This window comes from Oceanobacillus sp. FSL W8-0428 (assembly GCF_038004405.1).
Lineage (GTDB): Bacteria > Bacillota > Bacilli > Bacillales > Amphibacillaceae > Oceanobacillus > Oceanobacillus sojae.
In genome coordinates this window covers 837,264-854,257 of the sequence record NZ_JBBORB010000001.1, presented here as the reverse complement: position 1 = coordinate 854,257, position 16,994 = coordinate 837,264, and the positions used below count along the sequence as shown (strand labels likewise).

Sequence of the window (16,994 nt, the reverse complement as noted above, 5' to 3'; positions counted from 1 at the left end):
TTCTAGATATATAACAGAATTCCTTTTTTGAAGTATTGCAATGGTGGAAGAAATAAGGAGTTACAAGGAGATGAATAATGAAAAAAACTTAATGGTTTTTTAGATATCGTTAAGGATTAATAGGGTTGTACATTATTTATTCGAAACTAGATACAAACAAACTCCAGAGATAATTAAGAGAATTAAAGAAAATTTTTCATTTGGGATATGTAAGCTTTTTATAATAAAAAACTCCCCTTGCCGCCCCCGGTTGAGGAGCAAGAGGAGATTCTATTATTGTTCGATAGATACTTCTTTTAAATTTAAAAGCTGTGTTGGTGATTGAGTTAATCCCTTTACACTGTCATCGACACCTAATAAATATTGCTGATGGTGAATATAAACCATTGGCGTAATTTCAGCCAGTAATTCCTGTGTTTGACGGTAAAGCTCTAATCGTTCATCAGGGTCGCCTTCCTGACGGGCCTGGTCTAATAAATCATCGAGCTCGGGATCAACTGTAAAAGTTCTATTTCCTGATTCACCCAGATTATCTGAATGGAATAAAGGATATAAGCCGTTATCAGCATCTCCGGTAACGGTTGTCCAGCCAAAGACAAACATATCATGCTCGCCGTTAGCAGTCTGTTCAAGCATAGAGCCCCATTCCACAGTTCTTACTTCTGCATTAATACCAATTTCCTTCAGCTGTGCCTGGATATTTGTTGCTGTATCAATGCGCTGACGATCATCATTTGTCCAAATTGTTGTGGAGAATCCATCCTCCAGACCTGCTTCAGCAAGTAATTCTTTCGCTTCTTCTATATTATATTCTTGGTCTTTTACGTCCTCACTGTAACCAAACACACTTGGTGCAATTGGAGTATGTGCAGGGATTCCAACATCATCATAAATACCGGAAAGAATTTCTTCTTTATCAATTGCTTTAGCTATTGCCTGGCGGACACGTACATCATCAAATGGTTCCTTCTCCATGTTAAATCCTAAATAGGATAGTGCCAGACTGTCCTGAGCCTGAACGGATAGATGATCAGAACCCTCAATTTGAGCCACATCAGACGGGCTTAAGGAGTTCGCAACCTGAGAGTCACCGGTCTGTAACTCTGCAATACGAGTTAAATCTTCAGTAACTACTTTGAAGGTTACCGAATCAAGCAATGCCGGCTCGCCCCAGTAATCTTCATTATTTACTAAACGGACGTATTGACCAGGCTGCCATTCATCGTATTTGAAAGGGCCAGTGCCCTGTGGATTTGCACTGATAACATTTCCAGCATCTTCTCCATCTTCCATAGCTGCGTAGTCTTCTTCAATCTGATCTTTTGAAATCATCACTCCACCTGGATGAGCAAGGTGAGCCGGTAATGCAGCAAAAGGATATTCTGTTTTAAAATGAACAGTATAATCATCGACTACTTCGACTTCAGAAATCATATTGTACATAATTGCGCGTGGAGATCCTACATCCGGATCAAGCGTACGGTCAATATTTGCTTTTACAACGTCTGCATTAAAATCAGAGCCGTCATGGAATTTAACATCCTGACGCAGCTTGAATTCCCACGTAGTATCGTCAATTTGCTCCCATTCCTCTGCAAGCAAAGGCTGAACCTCCATATTCTCATCCTGGGTAACAAGTGTTTCAAAAATATTTCGTTGTACGTCACTGGACGGGGTATCATTGGAAGCAGCCGGATCAAGTGATACAGCATCTGCTGGAGTGGTAATCGTTAAATCACCGCCTGGCGTACCTCCTTCTGAATCATTGCTCCCAGATTCATTCGTATTACTATCTGGCTCACTGGCACAAGCAGCCAAAACGAGGCTCAACAGAGCTATAAATACGAGCACATATATTTTTTTCTGTATTCTCATAAGATGTTTCTCCTTTTCCATGTTGTACTTTAAAGCCTGATTATATTGTAATAATCAGGCTTCAGCTTACTTAAATTATTTGATTTTACCAGCCTGGAACGACAGAGCCGTCGAAGTTTTCTTCAATAAATTCTTTTACTTCATCTGTGTGGTAAAGATCAATAAATTGCTGAACTACTTCATCATCCTTATTTTCTGTGCGGGTTGCAATTAAGTTAACAAAGGTAGAGTCCTGCTCAATAAAGATAGAATCATCTTTAGGGGAAAGGTCAGCTTCAATTGCAAAATTGGAATTAATTGCCGCTGCATCTACTTCACCAAGCTGCCTTGGTATTTGCGCAGAATCTAACTCAAGCAGCTCAAGATTTTTTGGATTTTCAACAACATCATTTACTGTTGCGTTAACACCTAAACCTTCTTCTAATTTGATAAGTCCAGCTTGTTCAAATAATAATAAAGCACGTCCGCTGTTGGTAGGGTCTCCAGGAAGACCTAATGTTGCACCGTCTGGAATATCTTCAAGCGAATCAACAGATTCAGAATAAACCCCCATCGGGAAAGTTACAGTATCTGCTACTTTAACAATATCTAAGCCCCTTTCTTCAACCATACTGTCCATAAAAGGTTCTGTTTGGAAGCTGCTGATGTCAATATCACCTTCGTCTAAAGAAACATTCGGCATGACATAATCGCTAAACACAACCGTTTTAATCTCTAAATCATCTTCAGCTGCAATTTCAGCTATTTTTTCAACAATTTCTTCATGCGGCCCGGCTGTTACACCGACTGTCAGTACACCATCCTCAAGTAAGTCTGATTCACTGCCGCTTTCGTCATCTCCGCCGCAGGCAGCAAGGAAAACGAGTAATAAAGCTGTAATACTAAGTAAATATTTCTTCATAATAGATCTTCCTACTTTCATTTTTATTTTGAATAGTCTTCAAGTTGTAAGAATGCACTAATAACTTTATCTGCATTGATTTCTTTCTTCATCAAATGAATAGATTCCTCTTCACGGGTAACCTTCTCCGCAATAGCTTCCAACAGCTCCTGATCATCTGTCTGTATGGAGAAGTCTGCCAAGCTTGTTGGAAAGCCCCATGCTTCATAATAATTCAAGAGCTTATGAAGCTCTTCAATATCCTGTTCTATGACAAGCTGAGCTAAAATACCGTAGGATACGATTTCCCCATGAAGGGAATCAGCGATTTGCGGTGCTGCTGTTAAACCATTATGAATAGAATGTGCACCGGCAATACGTCCAGCTTTCCCGCCAAAGCCTCCAACCATACCACCTGTTGCAATAATGGCTTCAATAACGCGAATGAGTGCATCTGTCACCTGATTATTTTCACAAGCTTTAATTGCTGCTTCACTGTCAGCAAGCAAAATATCTTTGCAGGAACGGGCTGCGAACTGAGAAATTTGCAGCCAGACTGGAAGTGTACCAGCAGGATAGAAGGCTTCCACTAAAGAACGGGCTTCATAGAATTTTGCCAACGTATCGCCAATCCCTGCTTTTAAATATTTTACAGGAGCTTCTGCGATAATTGCCGGTTCTACTATGACCAATGTATTGGTCTCAGGAAATTCTGTATAATGAGAATGCGCTCCGTCTTCCTGATAAAAGACACTTAACGGGGTCCATGCTGCACAAGTTGCTGCAATGGTTGGGATTAAGATGCTTTTTATTTGTGCATTTATAGCGGATGCTTTCGCTATGTCTAAAGCTGTTCCGCCGCCAATACCAATGACAGCATCAACCTGTTGTTCCTGATAAATCTTTGCAAGTCTGCTGGTTCGTTCGACAGTACAATGCCCATCTGCAAAATGTATATCTTTCTCTTTTATGTTATCTGTAATTACAGCTGGAAGATATGGTTTTGCCTTTTCCCAGGCAGTTCTGCCGGTAACGACTGCAATTCGTTCCACATGCAGATCATTCAAGTTTTCTGCAAGGTGTTTCAGAGCACCTTCACCAATTTGATAATGGCCTGGTGAGCCCTTTACAGTAGCTATTTGCATGATAAGATGTCCCCTTTTAAAATAACTTTAAATAGAATTCAAAAAGTACGGAGAAATTCACCGTATTATATTTATTGGACTTTTTGAACAACCTCTTTAAATGTTACATAAAAAACCTCTCTATTTGCTCTAGAGAGGTTGAAAAAGTTTATTTACTAAACGTCCTCTCTTATTTTCCAAAGCGCATAATGCGCTTTGCAGGATTTAGCACCTTTTTTAGAACGAATTCTAGAAAGGTTGCCGGGCTTCGTCGGGCCAGTCCCTCCGCCACTCTCAATAAGAGTTCTTATGTAACTGTTGTTATATCTTAATATGAAATATATGAAAAGTCAATGGCTTTAGAAAGAGTGCTAAATATAGATATATAAGCAGAAATAATAAGTTACATCTTTAATATCTATTATTTTCTTCTATTTTGAAAATGTCCCACAATTTCAGAGATTCCTATACATGTCAGAATGACGCCAAAGGTTTGAAATAGTATAAGCGTGCTTTTGAAAGGGTTAAAAACAAGAACAGCTCCTCCAACCATGAGGAGAATACAAAAAATAGTCCAGCCAGTACTTTTTATATTCAAGGCTACAATCAGTTGCATTAGTCCATTGATGATAATCGCTAAACCTAATAAAAACGGTAAAATCGAGAAAAGTGTTGGTGCAAAGTAAATGAAGACAGCAGCCAATACAATTAAAAGAATGCCGCCTGCTAAACCTATATCATAAGTGCCGGTCTGTTGTTTTAATTTGTAGCTTTGATATATTTTAATAACACCTAGTAAAGTTAGATACCCTGCAATCAAATAACCCACAAAATGCAAGAATCCATTTGGATTAATAAAAATAGCTGCACCGATGAATATAAATATAACTGCACGGAGTATCGCATGACGTTGAAAGTTTTCTTTGAAGTCTTTAATCATTTAGTTTGGCCTCCCTTATGTCTTTTTTTTTATTCTAATGTAAAAATCATGTTTTTACTATATAAATAGATTTAATATTTACATTTAAACAAAAAAACGTATGTAACCTAAACTGGATTAGTGTTGCTGTTCATAATGAATTTTCTGGCAATGGTAGTGATTTTCGGTACTTTTGAGTGAGAGACTTTGAAAGTTTTCTTTCAAGAAGGATAATTCAATTTTTATAATATAAAATATATAAGAAAGCCCAGACACTGATTTTGCAGCGGCTAGGCTCTCTTATAACTAGATTATATTTTTGTTTATTCATTATCCTCTAACACGATATCTTTCTTTTTTCTCTTCAAATAATACGCACTCATCAGAGCGGCAATTGGAATAACCAGGGCGATTCCGACACCGGAAATAAAGATTGTCAGCAATTCATCATTAAACACTTTCGCATTCATAATATCGCCTACCGAGTAATCCAAATCCTTAAACCAGATTAACAGCCCCATATAGCCTCCGAAAAAGGCAAAGAACAATGTATTTGTACTTGTCCCTAAAATATCTCTGCCGATCCGGATGCCGGCTAAAAATAAATCTTTTCTGGAAATCTCCGGATTCTGCTCATAAATTTCACGCATGGGAGAGGTGATGGAAATTGCTGTATCCACAATTGCTCCAATGGTGCTCATCAGAATAACTGCTGTAGCAATTTGAACAAAATTAAGACCGATATGAACATTGAACGTGGTTATTTCGCCAGACTCTTCTTCTCCGAGTCCGTAAATCATTGATTGTTCGGTCAGAATAATAATGAAAAAGATTAAGATAACCGTCGTTGCAATCGTCGCTAAAAAAGCAAGCATTGTTTTATTATTTACCTGATTAATGAAGAAGAGGCTGACCGCGCTGATAAAGCCGACCGCGATAAGCGCAATAATAATCGGGTTTCCGGACGGGTCATTCATGACGAAAACAGCCATCAGAACAATGAGAAAGTTAATAAAGAGTGCGATAAAGGACCGAACACCCTTCATTCCGCCAACCCAAGCCATTAGTGCAAATAATACGATTGCCAGTAATACGAGTACATTCATAATTTCGCCTGCTTTCTGCGGATGAAGAAAATAGATATATACACAGCAATAGGAATAGTCAGGACAATACCAATTCCGCCAACTAAAGCACGTGCTAATTCAAGAGAAAGGTTCATGGATACAGTAAAACCGAATGGAGCTGCATTTTTAAAATAAATTAACAGCATTGGAATCGATCCGCTGACATAGGCAAAAAATAGAATATTTGTCATTGTACCCATAATATCCTTGCCTATTTCATATCCGGCTTTTTTTAATGTTTCTAGGCTAATATGATTATTTTTCTCATACATTTCAAACATGGAAGCAGACAAGGTAATAGCAACATCCATGACGGCTCCTAATGAGCCAATCAAAAGTCCTGCCATAAAGATAGTTTGCGGATTCCGGGTTAGAAATGCCATCTCTTCATAGCGTAAGCCCTGTTCAGCAGTAAACTGTAGTGCTACATAAGCAATAACCAGAGATACACCTGTACCAATCAGTGTCGTGAGAATAGCTGTATAGGTCTTTTCATTAAAGCCTGTTGCCATCAGTAAAGACAGCACCGTAAAAATGATGATACTGATTAATGTAATGAGCGACAAGCTGATGCTTGGATGTTGAATATAAATATCTAAAGCAACCGATAAGATGACTGCATTGACGAGCAGACTGAGTGCAGATAAAGCTCCTCTGGATTTACCGACAGCTAATAAAATAGCCAGGAATATCCATGCTACAAATACGAAATATTTATCCCGTTTGATATCACCAGTGGCCTCGCCATCCTGGGCAAGAAAAATCTCGTCTCCAGCAGCCAGTTCATAATCCAATGCCAGGGACTGGATATATTCATTGTCAAATTCAGTTAAATTTCCTTTATCAGGTCCATTTTTTACTTCCCCGACGATATGCTGTGTAACATGCTCGTCTTTATTTCCATGTGTATCAACCTGATCTTCTCTATTTATTTCCTGCACATCGGTTATTTGAACAATCGTTCTATCATATAAATCATAATTATTATTGATAAAAATCATAGATGCAATAAAACCGATCAGTAATAAACAAACGGTAATTATTTGGCTTTTTGTCCGGTTTTTTAACCATGCTTTCAATGTGATCACTCCAAAAATAGGGTTTCCTATTTGTATTTCTGAAAACATATACTATGATAACACTTTTAATTAGAAGGAGATACATACAACTTCGAAAAATTTTCCGGTATAAAGCAAAGGGGAGATGCATAACCTTCTTATTTTAGTATGTACCAAAAGGAGGAGGGTATTTTATAATGTCCAAAGCTTTGGACATTATGAAGGGAGTAATGCTATAATTTTGTCAAATACTTTTGACAAAAGGAGCTTGAACATTGAAAAATTTTATCAAAAAAATAAGGAAGCAATCAAATATAACTCAAGCAAAGCTGGCTCTTCTTTGTGGCGTTTCCAGACAAACAATTAACTGTGTTGAAAATGATAAATATGACCCTGCTTTAGTGCTGGCATTTAAAATATCCAGAGCGCTGGATAAAAATCTGGAAGAGGTGTTTATTTATGACGAAATTCCATAAAGGGTACCGTATTACAATGAAAGACATTAAAAAAGAAGGAGCTTCTATTTTAAGAAAACAGCTGGATCCAGTGCGCATGCCTGTTACGGAAGAAACGAAAACAGAACTGGAATGTATGCTGACCTATTTAAAAAACAGTCAGAATCCTGAACTGGCAAGGAAATATAAGTTAAGGCCGGGCTCTGGGCTTTCAGCGAATCAAGTGGGTATCAACAAAAGAATGTTTGCAGCACTTTACCAGACGGAAAAGGGTGAAACAATAGAATTAAAGCTGATTAATCCTAAGCTGATCAGCCATTCTGCAAATACAATCTACCTTCCGGAGGGAGAGGGATGTCTATCTGTAAATAGAGAAATACGCGGGCATGTGCTGCGCTATGAAAGAATAAAGGTGAAGGCCTTTGACATAGAAGGAAAGAAGCATACCTATGCCTTTAAAGGATATAGCGCTATTCTAGTTCAGCATGAGATGGATCATCTGGATGGAATTATGTTTTTTGACCGTATTGATAAAGAAAAACCATTTTTGAATTTACAATAGGAGGACAAAATTCTCAGAAAAGAGGTTTGGAAATGAACAAATTTACTGCCATGTTACAAGAAGAATATGACGTCCACCCGGTACAAATACAATCCAAACAAGGGGGATGGGCATCGCTTGCCTTTGAGATAAAAGCAGGTAAAGCTGTTTATTTTTTAAAGGTATATGAAAAGAACCGGGCGTCGACACCAAAATTAACTGCATTGATTGATCAATATGTTCCGATAGTCGAATGGATAGAACATAACAGTAATTTAAAAGGTAGAATTCCTGTTCCGATGCAGACAAAGGAAGGCTACTACAAATGTGACGATGAGGAAAATATTTATTTACTGTATCCTTTTATTAATGGGAAGACAATTGGTGAACAGGATTTAACAGAGCAGCAGACAGAAGAATTGGCACATATCATTGCTGCACTTCATTCATTTGGTGAGGAAATCCCTTTTCCAACGGGGGCCCTGACAGAAGATTTTGAGGTACCCTTTATAAGAGAATTGGAAAAGGTGCTCGATTACAGTGAGGAGCATGTTCCAAAAGAATTGCATTTATTTCTGCATGAGAACCAGGAGCGTATAAACAAGTGGATTACTAACGTAAAAGAGCTCTCAACAAAACTGAAATCTGCCTCATTAAACAGGGTGCTGTGCCATACGGACCTTCATCATTGGAATTTAATGCAGGCAGAGAACCTGTTGGTAATCGATTGGGAGGGTTTGAAACTGGCTCCTGCTGAAGCAGACATGATGTTTCTGACAAGTGAGCCGTATTTCAAGAAATTTATGGAAATTTATCGGAAATATCATAAAAATTATCATATAAATAAAGATGCTCTCACTTTTTATCAGTTAAAAAGGAAACTTGAAGATATTTGGGAGTTTACCGAGCAGCTGTTATATGAAGAGCTTAGTACAAAGGATAAAGATGAAATTATTGGTTACTTAAAAGAATTAACAGATCTTGAAAACTAAATCTTTATGATATCGGGTTAAACACGCTATAAAAAGGGAATAGGCAAAGGTATTTGTGTTGTAATGAAGCCAAAGGGAAGTGAATTTATGTTTTTTTTAGCCTGGAACGAAATAAGGAATAACAAGCTGCGTTTTACATTGGTTATTGGTGTTTTGGTGCTTATTTCTTACCTGGTTTTCTTTTTATCAGGGCTGGCAAATGGATTAGAGCAATTAAACCGTGAAGCTGTTGATAAATGGGAAGCAGATGGGATTATTCTGACAGAAGAATCGGATTTGCGGCTGCAGCAATCTATCCTGTCCAAGGATGATTTTGATGGGAGCGGCGTTGATGAATATACCGAATTATCTCAGCTGAGTGCGATTGCCAGTAACGGGGATAAAAAAGAAAATGTATATATTTTTGCAGTAGATTCATCTTCCTTTATCATGCCGGATGTTACCGAAGGAAATGCTTTTGTGGATGAAGGGGAAGTCATAGCTGATGATACATTAAAAGAAGACGGCTTTGAAATCGGTGACGAGCTTTCTCTGTCTTCTACAGATGAAACGTTAGAAATTGTCGGATTTACTGATAAAGCAAGGTTTAATGCAGCGCCAGTACTGTTCACGGACCAGGATACACTGGAGACCCTTCAATACGGGGAATTTGCTGAAGAAGATAGTGATGCGATTAATGCCTTCATCATTCGTACAGATAATTTAAATAATGTGGAAGCAGACGAAACATTACAGGTTATTGATACAGAAACTTTTATAGAAAATTTACCAGGCTATACAGAACAAAATTTGACGCTGACATTGATGATATACTTCTTATTTATTATATCGGCTGTTGTACTGGCAATTTTTCTTTATGTACTTACCATTCAGAAGATAAGTATTTTTGGGGTAATGAAGGCGCAGGGGATATCATCCGGGTACTTGGCCGGCTCTGTAGTGGCCCAGACATTTTTACTTTCTTTAGCTGGTGTTATGATCGGGCTGTTTTTGGCGGTAATCACAGGCTTATTTTTACCTGCGGCAGTACCGGTAGCCTTTAATTACATCGAAATGTTGATTTATGGAATCATCCTGATTGTTGTGTCAGTAATTGGAGCATTAATCTCCGTACAGACCATTGTACGAATTGATCCATTAAAGGCGATAGGAGGGTAAGAGAGCATGGCTATTTTAGAATTGAAGAAGGTACAGAAAACTTTTGGAACCGGCAGAACAAAAGTGGAAGCAATGAAAGAAACGGATTTTGAAGCTGAAAAAGGAGAATTAATTGCTGTGATTGGTCCCTCCGGATCAGGAAAAAGTACATTTTTAACTATTGCAGGCGGACTGCAGACACCAACTGACGGGGAAGTAATGATTAATGGAACAGCTTTGGCGGATTTAAAGGAGAAAAAACGTGCTGCATTAAGGCTGAAGGAAGTCGGTTTTGTATTACAGGCATCTAATCTCATACCTTATTTAAATGTCGGACAGCAGATGCAGCTGTTAGATAAGGTAAAGAAAGGGAATCTGCAAAAGGAGGAGGCGAAGGAGCTTTATCAGTCACTGGGAATTGACCATTTAATCCGTAACTTTCCGAAGGACTTATCCGGCGGGGAAAAGCAGCGGGTTGCAATTGCCAAAGCACTTTATACCAACCCAAGTATTATTTTAGCGGATGAGCCAACTGCATCCCTCGATTCTGATCGCGCGTTTGAGGTAATGAATATGCTGAAAGAAATAACCAAAGAAAAGCAGACAGCAACCATTGTTGTGACCCATGATACGCGCCTGATTGATGATTGTGATAAAGTATATAAGATTACAGACGGTAAGATGGAATTACAGGAAAGAGTGTATGATACATTATAGTAGACGTAATAAAAAGTGATGCAGAGCCGGTTTACGGCAATGGATCACTTTTTATTTGAATAATATTTCATATCATTTAAAGCTTTGCTGTTAAAAAATCCTCATAGAATAAAACACTATTATCTATTTAAAATCAATCCGTTTTCGACGCTTTACGAATAATAATCTGCCAATGAGGTCCTGTTTCAACATGATATGCATTGGCAAAGGAACCCTGGTTGATAGCTACGCCTAAATTATCTAATGAATTCACATATAGTAAAGGCTCACCAAGTCGAATTTCGGCAAAGGAATGTCTATATGTCATGATATTTTTATATACTTGCTGACGATTAGTGGCAATGGTAACTTCAAAAGCATCACCGTGTGCAACATTGATTTTTTGGAATAACCCTCGGCTGATATTGGTCCATAGATTACCAAAACGGATATCCAATATATCAATATTACCGTAGACAATATCATCTTCTATAAATGCCTCCGGTTTTGTTAATTCGACAATATCATCTGTATCAATAGCCGGTCCGACTTCTTCAAAGGTAATTGTATTTGATGCCAGTCTTGCTCCGGTGTACGCATAAACATCCCGGCCATGAAACGTATAGGATTCACCTGATTGGGGCAGCCTATTTGTTTTTTCATCGATAATTCTTGCTTCCTTGATGCCGATATCCTTCTTAATATGAGTAAGTGTTCCGTTATCTGGTGTCACGATATACTGGTTATTCACCGTTTTCACAACAACACTCAGCCTCGAAGTACCAACTCCCGGATCGACTACAGAAATAAAAACCGTCTCTTCTGGCCAGTATGGTAAAGTTTGATACAAACGATAAGAACCCTCCCAAATGTTATATTGCGGGATATTGTGTGTCAGATCAAATACCCGGAGATTGGAATCTACAGTAAGTGCCACCCCATACATTGCACTTACTGCACCATCACTGATACCAAAGTCTGTTTGAATTACTAAATTTCTGCCCATTTAAAACCCTCCTGTATGTTAGCCTTTATTTTCGCTGATGAGTAGCTGGTTTCCTTTTCTAATAAGAAATTAAAAAACCACGCCCGTATCGAATAAACGATAAGGACGTGGCTGGAATTTACGTGGTACCACCTTATTTTACTGTATGCTCACACATACAGCCTCATCAAGTACGAAAGCATGGAGCTTTTATACTGTGGTATTGATAACGAGTACCAAATCTCGCCGGAACCTACTTATATCTAAGGGATACTTTCAGCACGAAGCTCAGAGACCATTGTTCAGATTCTTATTTTTACTTCTTTTCAGCTACCGAAGTTCTCTGTGAAAAAATAGGTGAATCTTACTTTTCCTCTTCAACGCTTTTGATAAATAACAAATGTGAATTATCGTCATTATAAGTAATTGTCATATAAAATGCAAGCGGTTGTAGCAAAATGATAACGTGAAAGCTGAGATGGTAATATAAGATATTTCGGAAGTTTATCCATTTAAATGATAAATGGAATATCCGTGCATAAGATATTAATAAAGAAATAAATGATATTTTTCATTTAAAACGGGACAAGCATACAAAAGAGCGTAGAACGTAGCAGCTGTATATCTTTTCTTCAGTTGGATTTTCTAACTTTATTAAGCCCTCTTTAAGATAATTTACATACTCTTTACATTAACAACAAACTATATTAATAATTCTTCTCTATACTTCAAAGTAAGGACAGAGAAGAAATGTCCAGTAAATATAGGATGAATTTTAAGGGGGCCCTTTGATGAGCTTTAAACGTATTACTTTATTCTTTTTAGTTTCTGTTTTAGTTTTCTTAACAGCATGTGGTTCAGATGATGCAGATAGTGCAGGAGATTCTGGATCTGATAATGGAGAAGAACTGACAGGAAATATCGCAATTGATGGTTCAGGTACTGTATTTCCATTAATGGCACGTTTAGCTGAAGACTATATGTTAAATGAGCAGCAGGGCGTTTCGATAGAAGTAAGTCGTGCCGGGACGAGTGCAGGTTTTCAAAAATTCCTAGTTGAAAACGGGACAGACTTTAATGATGCATCAAGAGAAATAAAAGAAGAAGAACAGGCAAAAGCAGATGAATTAGGTATTGAGGTTCAAGAGTTAAAGGTTGCATTAGATGGTTTAACAATTGTGACGCATCCAGATAATGACTGGGCAACAGAGTTAACACCAGAGCAGGTACAGGGGATTTTCCTTGGTGAATATACAAAGTGGTCAGATCTTGATGATTCTTGGCCAAATGAAGATATTAAAACGTATGGTCCAAATGAAAATCATGGAACATATGAGTTCTTTTACGAAACTATTTTAGAAGAACAAGACTTAGTAAATGGCATTGATCTTCAGCAAGATTACTCAACATTAGTAACACTGGTTTCGGAAGATAAGAATGCCATTGGATTCTTTGGATTTGGTTACTATCAAAGTAATCAGGACACGATTAATGCAGTATCTATTGATTTTGGAGAAGGGGCAGTTGAACCTTCCCTGGATACCATTGCAGAGGATGGACCTTACGCAGATTATACACGTCCCGTATTCACTTACTTGAATGTAAATCATGCACAGGAAAAACCACAAGTTCTTGATTATGCAAAATATGTTTTAGAAAATGCGAATAATATTGCCGGTGAGACTGGATTTGCACCAATTCCTGATGAGGAAGTTCAGTCTCAGCTGGAAGCTTTAGAAGGAATAGAATAAGAAAAGAAGATAGATGAGTGGTGCAGCTGCACCTCTCATCTTCCTCTTATTTTTTGATGAGGAAAGGTGGCTTTTGAATAATGGCTGCAGATAATAAGAACCGTACGTCGGTTAGTGAAATGATTGAGCAACAAAAGCGGAAGCGGAAATTTTTTAATCAATTAGAACGGATGATACCGGGTCTATTATTGATTATTGCTTCCATATCGGTTCTTACAACAATCGGGATTATTTATACTTTGTTTGCTGAATCAGTTGCGTTTTTCCGGAATGTGCCGATTCTTGATTTCTTTACAGGAACGGTATTAAAGCCGTTAAGCCAAAACCCTGAATTTGGTGTATTACCTTTATTAAATGGAACGATTATCTCAACAGTTATTGCAATGCTGGTAGCTGGGCCAATCGGGATGATGTCGGCGATTTATTTAAGTGAATATGCTCCTGATAACGTACGAAGAGTGATAAAACCGTTATTGGAGATCCTGGCAGGAGTGCCAACAATTGTTTACGGGTTCTTTGCGTTTACATTTGTAACACCTTTACTGAGAATGATTTTCCCATCTATTGAAGCGACAAATATTCTTAGTCCGGGAATTATCATGGGTGTGATGATTATTCCAATGATTGCTTCGCTGTCAGAGGATGCGATGTCATCTGTTCCTAACTCTATGAGAGAAGGAGCTTTAGCACTTGGGTCAACGAAGCTGGAGACAACATTTAAAGTAGTTATCCCTGCAGCATTATCAGGAATTATTGCTTCCTTTGTGCTTGGTATTTCCCGGGCAATAGGGGAAACGATGATTGTAGCTATCGCAAGTGGAAGCTCTAAGAATTTCTCCTTTGACATTACTGGGTCTATGCAGACAATGACTGCTTATATTGTAGAGGTAGCTGGGGGAGAAGCAGCAGCAGGAACAACAATTTATTATAGTCTTTATGCTGTGGCATTAACGTTATTTGTTTTCACATTAATTATGAATCTATTAGCAAAATATATTTCACGTAAATTTAGAGAGGAGTACTAAGGTGGCAACAAAATATATGGATGCAGAACTGGTTGGAAAGCGTATGTCATCTCGTGTACGAAAGAATGCAGGCTGGAAAGGCCTTTTCTTTGCCTCTACATTATTTGGTCTGATTGTACTGGCAGTATTACTTGTCCGTATTTTTACGCAGGGAATAGAATATATCAATATTGACTTTCTAAAGAACCATCTATCAACGGATGCAAGCAGAGCGGGTATTATGGGAGCAATTCTAGGAACTGCATGGCTGATGGTAGTTGTTATTCCGGTAACAATGGTAATTGGAGTAGGGACAGCAATTTATCTGGAGCTTTATGCAAAGAAAGGAAAACTTCAATCCTTTATTGCAACAAATATTTCTAACTTAGCAGGTGTTCCATCCATTGTTTACGGACTATTAGGCCTGACATTATTTGTCCGTGCTTTAGAATTTGGAAATGTTATTTTAGCTGGCGGGTTAACATTAGCTTTGCTTGTGCTTCCAATCGTAATTGTTGCAGCACAAGAAGCTCTTCGGGCAGTGCCGGGTAGCTTGAGTGAAGCGTCCTACGGCATGGGAGCAACAAAATGGCAGACTGTAAGTCGTATTATTCTGCCGGCAGCATTACCTGGGATTTTAACGGGAGCAATTTTAGCATTATCGCGTGCAATAGGGGAAACAGCTCCATTAACCGTTCTTGGTATACCAGCTTTATTAATCCCGTTTCCAGAAGGTATTTTTGATACATTTACGGCATTACCAATGCAAATTTATTATTGGACTATTGATGCTTCTCTTGTAGCAGAATATGCGAACTTAGCAGCAGCGACAATTATTGTACTATTAGTTTTGCTATTTTTGCTAAACTCTATCGCAATCCTGATTCGAAATAAATTTCAGCAGCGTTACTAAATAAATGAAAAGAGATTTAATATAAGAGAGGAGATTATCCTAAATGAGTACTGTAATGACAAAAGCAATTAACTTGAAACTTGTAAGAAATGAAAACGAAAGAAGCGAACCGGAAGTGGAAAAAGAAGTAGTTTATGATACAAAAGGGTTAAATTTATGGTATGGAGAAACACATGCTTTAAAAAATATTAATATGGATATTAAGGAAAAAGAGGTAACAGCAATTATTGGGCCGTCCGGGTGCGGAAAGTCAACATATTTGAAGACATTGAACCGTATGGTGGAACTGGTTCCAATTGTAAAAACATCTGGTCAGATAACGTATAAAGGAAAAAATATTTTAGATAAATCGTTTCGTGTAGAAGATCTGCGGACTCAGGTGGGAATGGTATTTCAAAAAGCAAATCCATTTCCAAAATCAATCTATGAAAATATTGCTTATGGCCCAAAAATCCATGGTATTAAAAATAAAAAGATACTTGATGAGATCGTTGAAAAAAGCCTGCGTGGCGCATTTATCTGGGATGAATTAAAGGATCGTCTTAATGATAATGCGTATGGGTTATCAGGTGGACAGCAGCAGCGTCTATGTATTGCCCGCTGTTTAGCCGTCGAGCCGAATGTTATTTTAATGGATGAGCCGACATCTGCGCTGGATCCGAAATCAACTCTGCGAATTGAAGAGCTTGTACAGGAATTGAAGAAGGATTATGCCATTGTTATTGTAACGCATAATATGCAGCAGGCAGCCCGGATTTCTGACAAGACAGCATTCTTCCTGAATGGAGAAATTATTGAATATGATAAAACAGATCATATTTTCAATAATCCTACGGATGAGCGCACAGGAGATTATATCTCTGGACGATTTGGATAAGTGAATAAGACTTCTATGAGAATGGCTTTCCGGGTCATTCTTTTTTGTATTTCAAATGGATAAATTCAATGTATGATAGAAGAACAGAGAATATTTTATATGGCCTTTCCAGAAGAGGGTTTTTAAAGTTATCCACATCGTGTGGATAACGCAGGATTCATTATAATAGATCCATTTTTGTTAGCTTAGTTCTTTATTTTGGAAAAAATCTTGTTCTGTCTAATTTTCTGCTCCAGGAAACTATAAAAGTCTTTAATGATTTGTAAAATCACTCGTTTTCTTTATATTTATCACGGTGCAATCGGGTGTAAGATTTCCTTAACAAGAACAGTGGGAAAAACGCCCGCTGAATAAAGTTTTACTATTAAGAAACTATTCTATAAATAATTCTAAATGCAGCTGGCACAAGTATGACCAATGCTATAAAGAGATGGATATACCTTCTGGTTGTGAAACTGGTATAAGTCCATAATAATAATAGAATAAAAGATGCCACAACCAATAGCTCGATTAAAGCCAGCCAATTTGTCGGATAAAGCTCATATAGAATAGAAATGAAAAAATAAATAATTCCGCTCAGAATAAATCCTTTTTTAGCTGAATCCATATTAATCCCACCTTCTGCTAAGCATATAATCATTCTTCCCTTAATATAAAAGG

At 37.8% G+C, this 16,994-nt stretch carries 17 protein-coding genes, 1 riboswitch and 1 other annotated feature; of the genes, 9 read left to right on the top strand and 8 right to left on the bottom strand.

Translation table 11 applies throughout. From position 1 onward, the window contains the following. Window positions 1-273 precede the first annotated feature (273 nt). The 6 genes from MKY30_RS03725 to MKY30_RS03700 all read right to left on the bottom strand — a co-directional run bounded on the left by MKY30_RS03725 (window position 274) and on the right by MKY30_RS03700 (window position 7,004). Window positions 274-1,875 (bottom strand): glutathione ABC transporter substrate-binding protein, encoded by a 1,602-nt coding sequence (locus tag MKY30_RS03725; protein ID WP_147211763.1) that lies wholly within the window; start codon window positions 1,873-1,875, stop codon window positions 274-276. An 85-nt stretch (window positions 1,876-1,960) separates the two neighbouring features. After that, window positions 1,961-2,776 carry a MetQ/NlpA family ABC transporter substrate-binding protein gene (locus MKY30_RS03720; protein WP_147211764.1) on the bottom strand — a complete coding sequence of 272 codons (816 nt, stop codon included), beginning with the start codon at window positions 2,774-2,776 and terminating at the stop codon, window positions 1,961-1,963. 23 nt (window positions 2,777-2,799) lie between these two features. Continuing rightward, a complete protein-coding gene (locus MKY30_RS03715; RefSeq protein ID WP_341082849.1) occupies window positions 2,800-3,900 on the bottom strand; it encodes an iron-containing alcohol dehydrogenase family protein in 1,101 nt (366 codons plus the stop codon). Between the two features lie 166 nt (window positions 3,901-4,066). Beyond that, window positions 4,067-4,183: riboswitch (SAM riboswitch) on the bottom strand. A 117-nt stretch (window positions 4,184-4,300) separates the two neighbouring features. Continuing rightward, the gene (locus MKY30_RS03710; RefSeq protein WP_147211766.1) at window positions 4,301-4,819 is read right to left on the bottom strand and encodes an HdeD family acid-resistance protein; all 519 of its coding nucleotides are present in this window, start codon (window positions 4,817-4,819) and stop codon (window positions 4,301-4,303) included. Between the two features lie 302 nt (window positions 4,820-5,121). Further along, window positions 5,122-5,904 carry a YibE/F family protein gene (locus MKY30_RS03705; protein WP_339283438.1) on the bottom strand — a complete coding sequence of 261 codons (783 nt, stop codon included), beginning with the start codon at window positions 5,902-5,904 and terminating at the stop codon, window positions 5,122-5,124. Then, window positions 5,901-7,004 carry a YibE/F family protein gene (locus MKY30_RS03700; protein ID WP_341082848.1) on the bottom strand — a complete coding sequence of 368 codons (1,104 nt, stop codon included), beginning with the start codon at window positions 7,002-7,004 and terminating at the stop codon, window positions 5,901-5,903. Before MKY30_RS03700 ends, MKY30_RS03705 begins: the two co-directional genes overlap by 4 nt. Window positions 7,005-7,258: 254 nt before the next feature. Here MKY30_RS03700 and MKY30_RS03695 point away from each other — a divergent pair, with 254 nt between their 5' ends. The 5 genes from MKY30_RS03695 to MKY30_RS03675 all read left to right on the top strand — a co-directional run bounded on the left by MKY30_RS03695 (window position 7,259) and on the right by MKY30_RS03675 (window position 10,825). Further along, on the top strand, window positions 7,259-7,459 hold the full coding sequence (locus MKY30_RS03695) for a helix-turn-helix transcriptional regulator (RefSeq protein WP_147211769.1): 201 nt from the start codon (window positions 7,259-7,261) through the stop codon (window positions 7,457-7,459). After that, window positions 7,443-8,000, top strand: a complete 558-nt coding sequence (gene def, locus MKY30_RS03690) for a peptide deformylase (protein WP_147211770.1) — start codon at window positions 7,443-7,445, stop codon at window positions 7,998-8,000. The genes MKY30_RS03695 and def overlap by 17 nt, the downstream gene beginning before the upstream one ends. A 32-nt stretch (window positions 8,001-8,032) precedes the next feature. After that, the gene (locus MKY30_RS03685) at window positions 8,033-8,971 is read left to right on the top strand and encodes an aminoglycoside phosphotransferase family protein (RefSeq protein ID WP_147211771.1); all 939 of its coding nucleotides are present in this window, start codon (window positions 8,033-8,035) and stop codon (window positions 8,969-8,971) included. An 87-nt stretch (window positions 8,972-9,058) separates the two neighbouring features. Further along, window positions 9,059-10,129, top strand: coding sequence for an ABC transporter permease (locus MKY30_RS03680; RefSeq protein WP_341082847.1), 1,071 nt, complete (start codon window positions 9,059-9,061; stop codon window positions 10,127-10,129). Window positions 10,130-10,135: 6 nt separating this feature from the next. Next, window positions 10,136-10,825 (top strand): ABC transporter ATP-binding protein, encoded by a 690-nt coding sequence (locus MKY30_RS03675; RefSeq protein WP_147211773.1) that lies wholly within the window; start codon window positions 10,136-10,138, stop codon window positions 10,823-10,825. Between the two features lie 133 nt (window positions 10,826-10,958). On the opposite strand, the gene MKY30_RS03670 is transcribed toward MKY30_RS03675, so the two are convergent. Further along, window positions 10,959-11,810 (bottom strand): SAM hydrolase/SAM-dependent halogenase family protein, encoded by an 852-nt coding sequence (locus tag MKY30_RS03670; RefSeq protein ID WP_341082846.1) that lies wholly within the window; start codon window positions 11,808-11,810, stop codon window positions 10,959-10,961. A gap of 98 nt (window positions 11,811-11,908) precedes the next feature. Further along, window positions 11,909-12,179 (bottom strand) — a binding site (T-box leader). 401 nt (window positions 12,180-12,580) lie between these two features. Between MKY30_RS03670 and MKY30_RS03665 the strand changes: the two genes are divergently transcribed. The 4 genes from MKY30_RS03665 to pstB all read left to right on the top strand — a co-directional run bounded on the left by MKY30_RS03665 (window position 12,581) and on the right by pstB (window position 16,334). Then, complete coding sequence (locus tag MKY30_RS03665) at window positions 12,581-13,540, top strand: PstS family phosphate ABC transporter substrate-binding protein (RefSeq protein ID WP_186813693.1); 960 nt, start codon at window positions 12,581-12,583, stop codon at window positions 13,538-13,540. 80 nt (window positions 13,541-13,620) lie between these two features. Continuing rightward, on the top strand, window positions 13,621-14,565 hold the full coding sequence (pstC, locus tag MKY30_RS03660) for a phosphate ABC transporter permease subunit PstC (RefSeq protein WP_147211776.1): 945 nt from the start codon (window positions 13,621-13,623) through the stop codon (window positions 14,563-14,565). Window positions 14,566-14,581: 16 nt separating this feature from the next. Then, window positions 14,582-15,457 carry a phosphate ABC transporter permease PstA gene (pstA, locus tag MKY30_RS03655; protein ID WP_341085588.1) on the top strand — a complete coding sequence of 292 codons (876 nt, stop codon included), beginning with the start codon at window positions 14,582-14,584 and terminating at the stop codon, window positions 15,455-15,457. Window positions 15,458-15,512: 55 nt separating this feature from the next. Then, entirely contained in the window at window positions 15,513-16,334 is an 822-nt protein-coding gene (pstB, locus tag MKY30_RS03650) for a phosphate ABC transporter ATP-binding protein PstB (RefSeq protein ID WP_186813695.1), read from the top strand. Window positions 16,335-16,698: 364 nt separating this feature from the next. Here the strand turns inward: pstB and MKY30_RS03645 are convergent, their stop codons facing one another. After that, a complete protein-coding gene (locus MKY30_RS03645; protein ID WP_147211779.1) occupies window positions 16,699-16,941 on the bottom strand; it encodes a hypothetical protein in 243 nt (80 codons plus the stop codon). Window positions 16,942-16,994 lie beyond the last annotated feature (53 nt).

Bases quoted from the DNA above. Each gene is read 5' to 3' on its own strand.
- MKY30_RS03680 (WP_341082847.1), top strand. From the start codon at position 9,059: ATGTTTTTTTTAGCCTGGAACGAAATAAGGAATAACAAGCTGCGTTTT.
- MKY30_RS03705 (WP_339283438.1), bottom strand. From the start codon at position 5,904: ATGAATGTACTCGTATTACTGGCAATCGTATTATTTGCACTAATGGCT.
- pstB (WP_186813695.1), top strand. From the start codon at position 15,513: ATGACAAAAGCAATTAACTTGAAACTTGTAAGAAATGAAAACGAAAGA.
- MKY30_RS03720 (WP_147211764.1), bottom strand. From the start codon at position 2,776: ATGAAGAAATATTTACTTAGTATTACAGCTTTATTACTCGTTTTCCTT.
- MKY30_RS03725 (WP_147211763.1), bottom strand. From the start codon at position 1,875: ATGAGAATACAGAAAAAAATATATGTGCTCGTATTTATAGCTCTGTTG.
- def (WP_147211770.1), top strand. From the start codon at position 7,443: ATGACGAAATTCCATAAAGGGTACCGTATTACAATGAAAGACATTAAA.
- MKY30_RS03685 (WP_147211771.1), top strand. From the start codon at position 8,033: ATGAACAAATTTACTGCCATGTTACAAGAAGAATATGACGTCCACCCG.
- pstA (WP_341085588.1), top strand. From the start codon at position 14,582: ATGGATGCAGAACTGGTTGGAAAGCGTATGTCATCTCGTGTACGAAAG.
- MKY30_RS03645 (WP_147211779.1), bottom strand. From the start codon at position 16,941: ATGGATTCAGCTAAAAAAGGATTTATTCTGAGCGGAATTATTTATTTT.
- MKY30_RS03715 (WP_341082849.1), bottom strand. From the start codon at position 3,900: ATGCAAATAGCTACTGTAAAGGGCTCACCAGGCCATTATCAAATTGGT.
- MKY30_RS03665 (WP_186813693.1), top strand. From the start codon at position 12,581: ATGAGCTTTAAACGTATTACTTTATTCTTTTTAGTTTCTGTTTTAGTT.
- MKY30_RS03675 (WP_147211773.1), top strand. From the start codon at position 10,136: ATGGCTATTTTAGAATTGAAGAAGGTACAGAAAACTTTTGGAACCGGC.
- MKY30_RS03710 (WP_147211766.1), bottom strand. From the start codon at position 4,819: ATGATTAAAGACTTCAAAGAAAACTTTCAACGTCATGCGATACTCCGT.
- MKY30_RS03670 (WP_341082846.1), bottom strand. From the start codon at position 11,810: ATGGGCAGAAATTTAGTAATTCAAACAGACTTTGGTATCAGTGATGGT.
- pstC (WP_147211776.1), top strand. From the start codon at position 13,621: ATGGCTGCAGATAATAAGAACCGTACGTCGGTTAGTGAAATGATTGAG.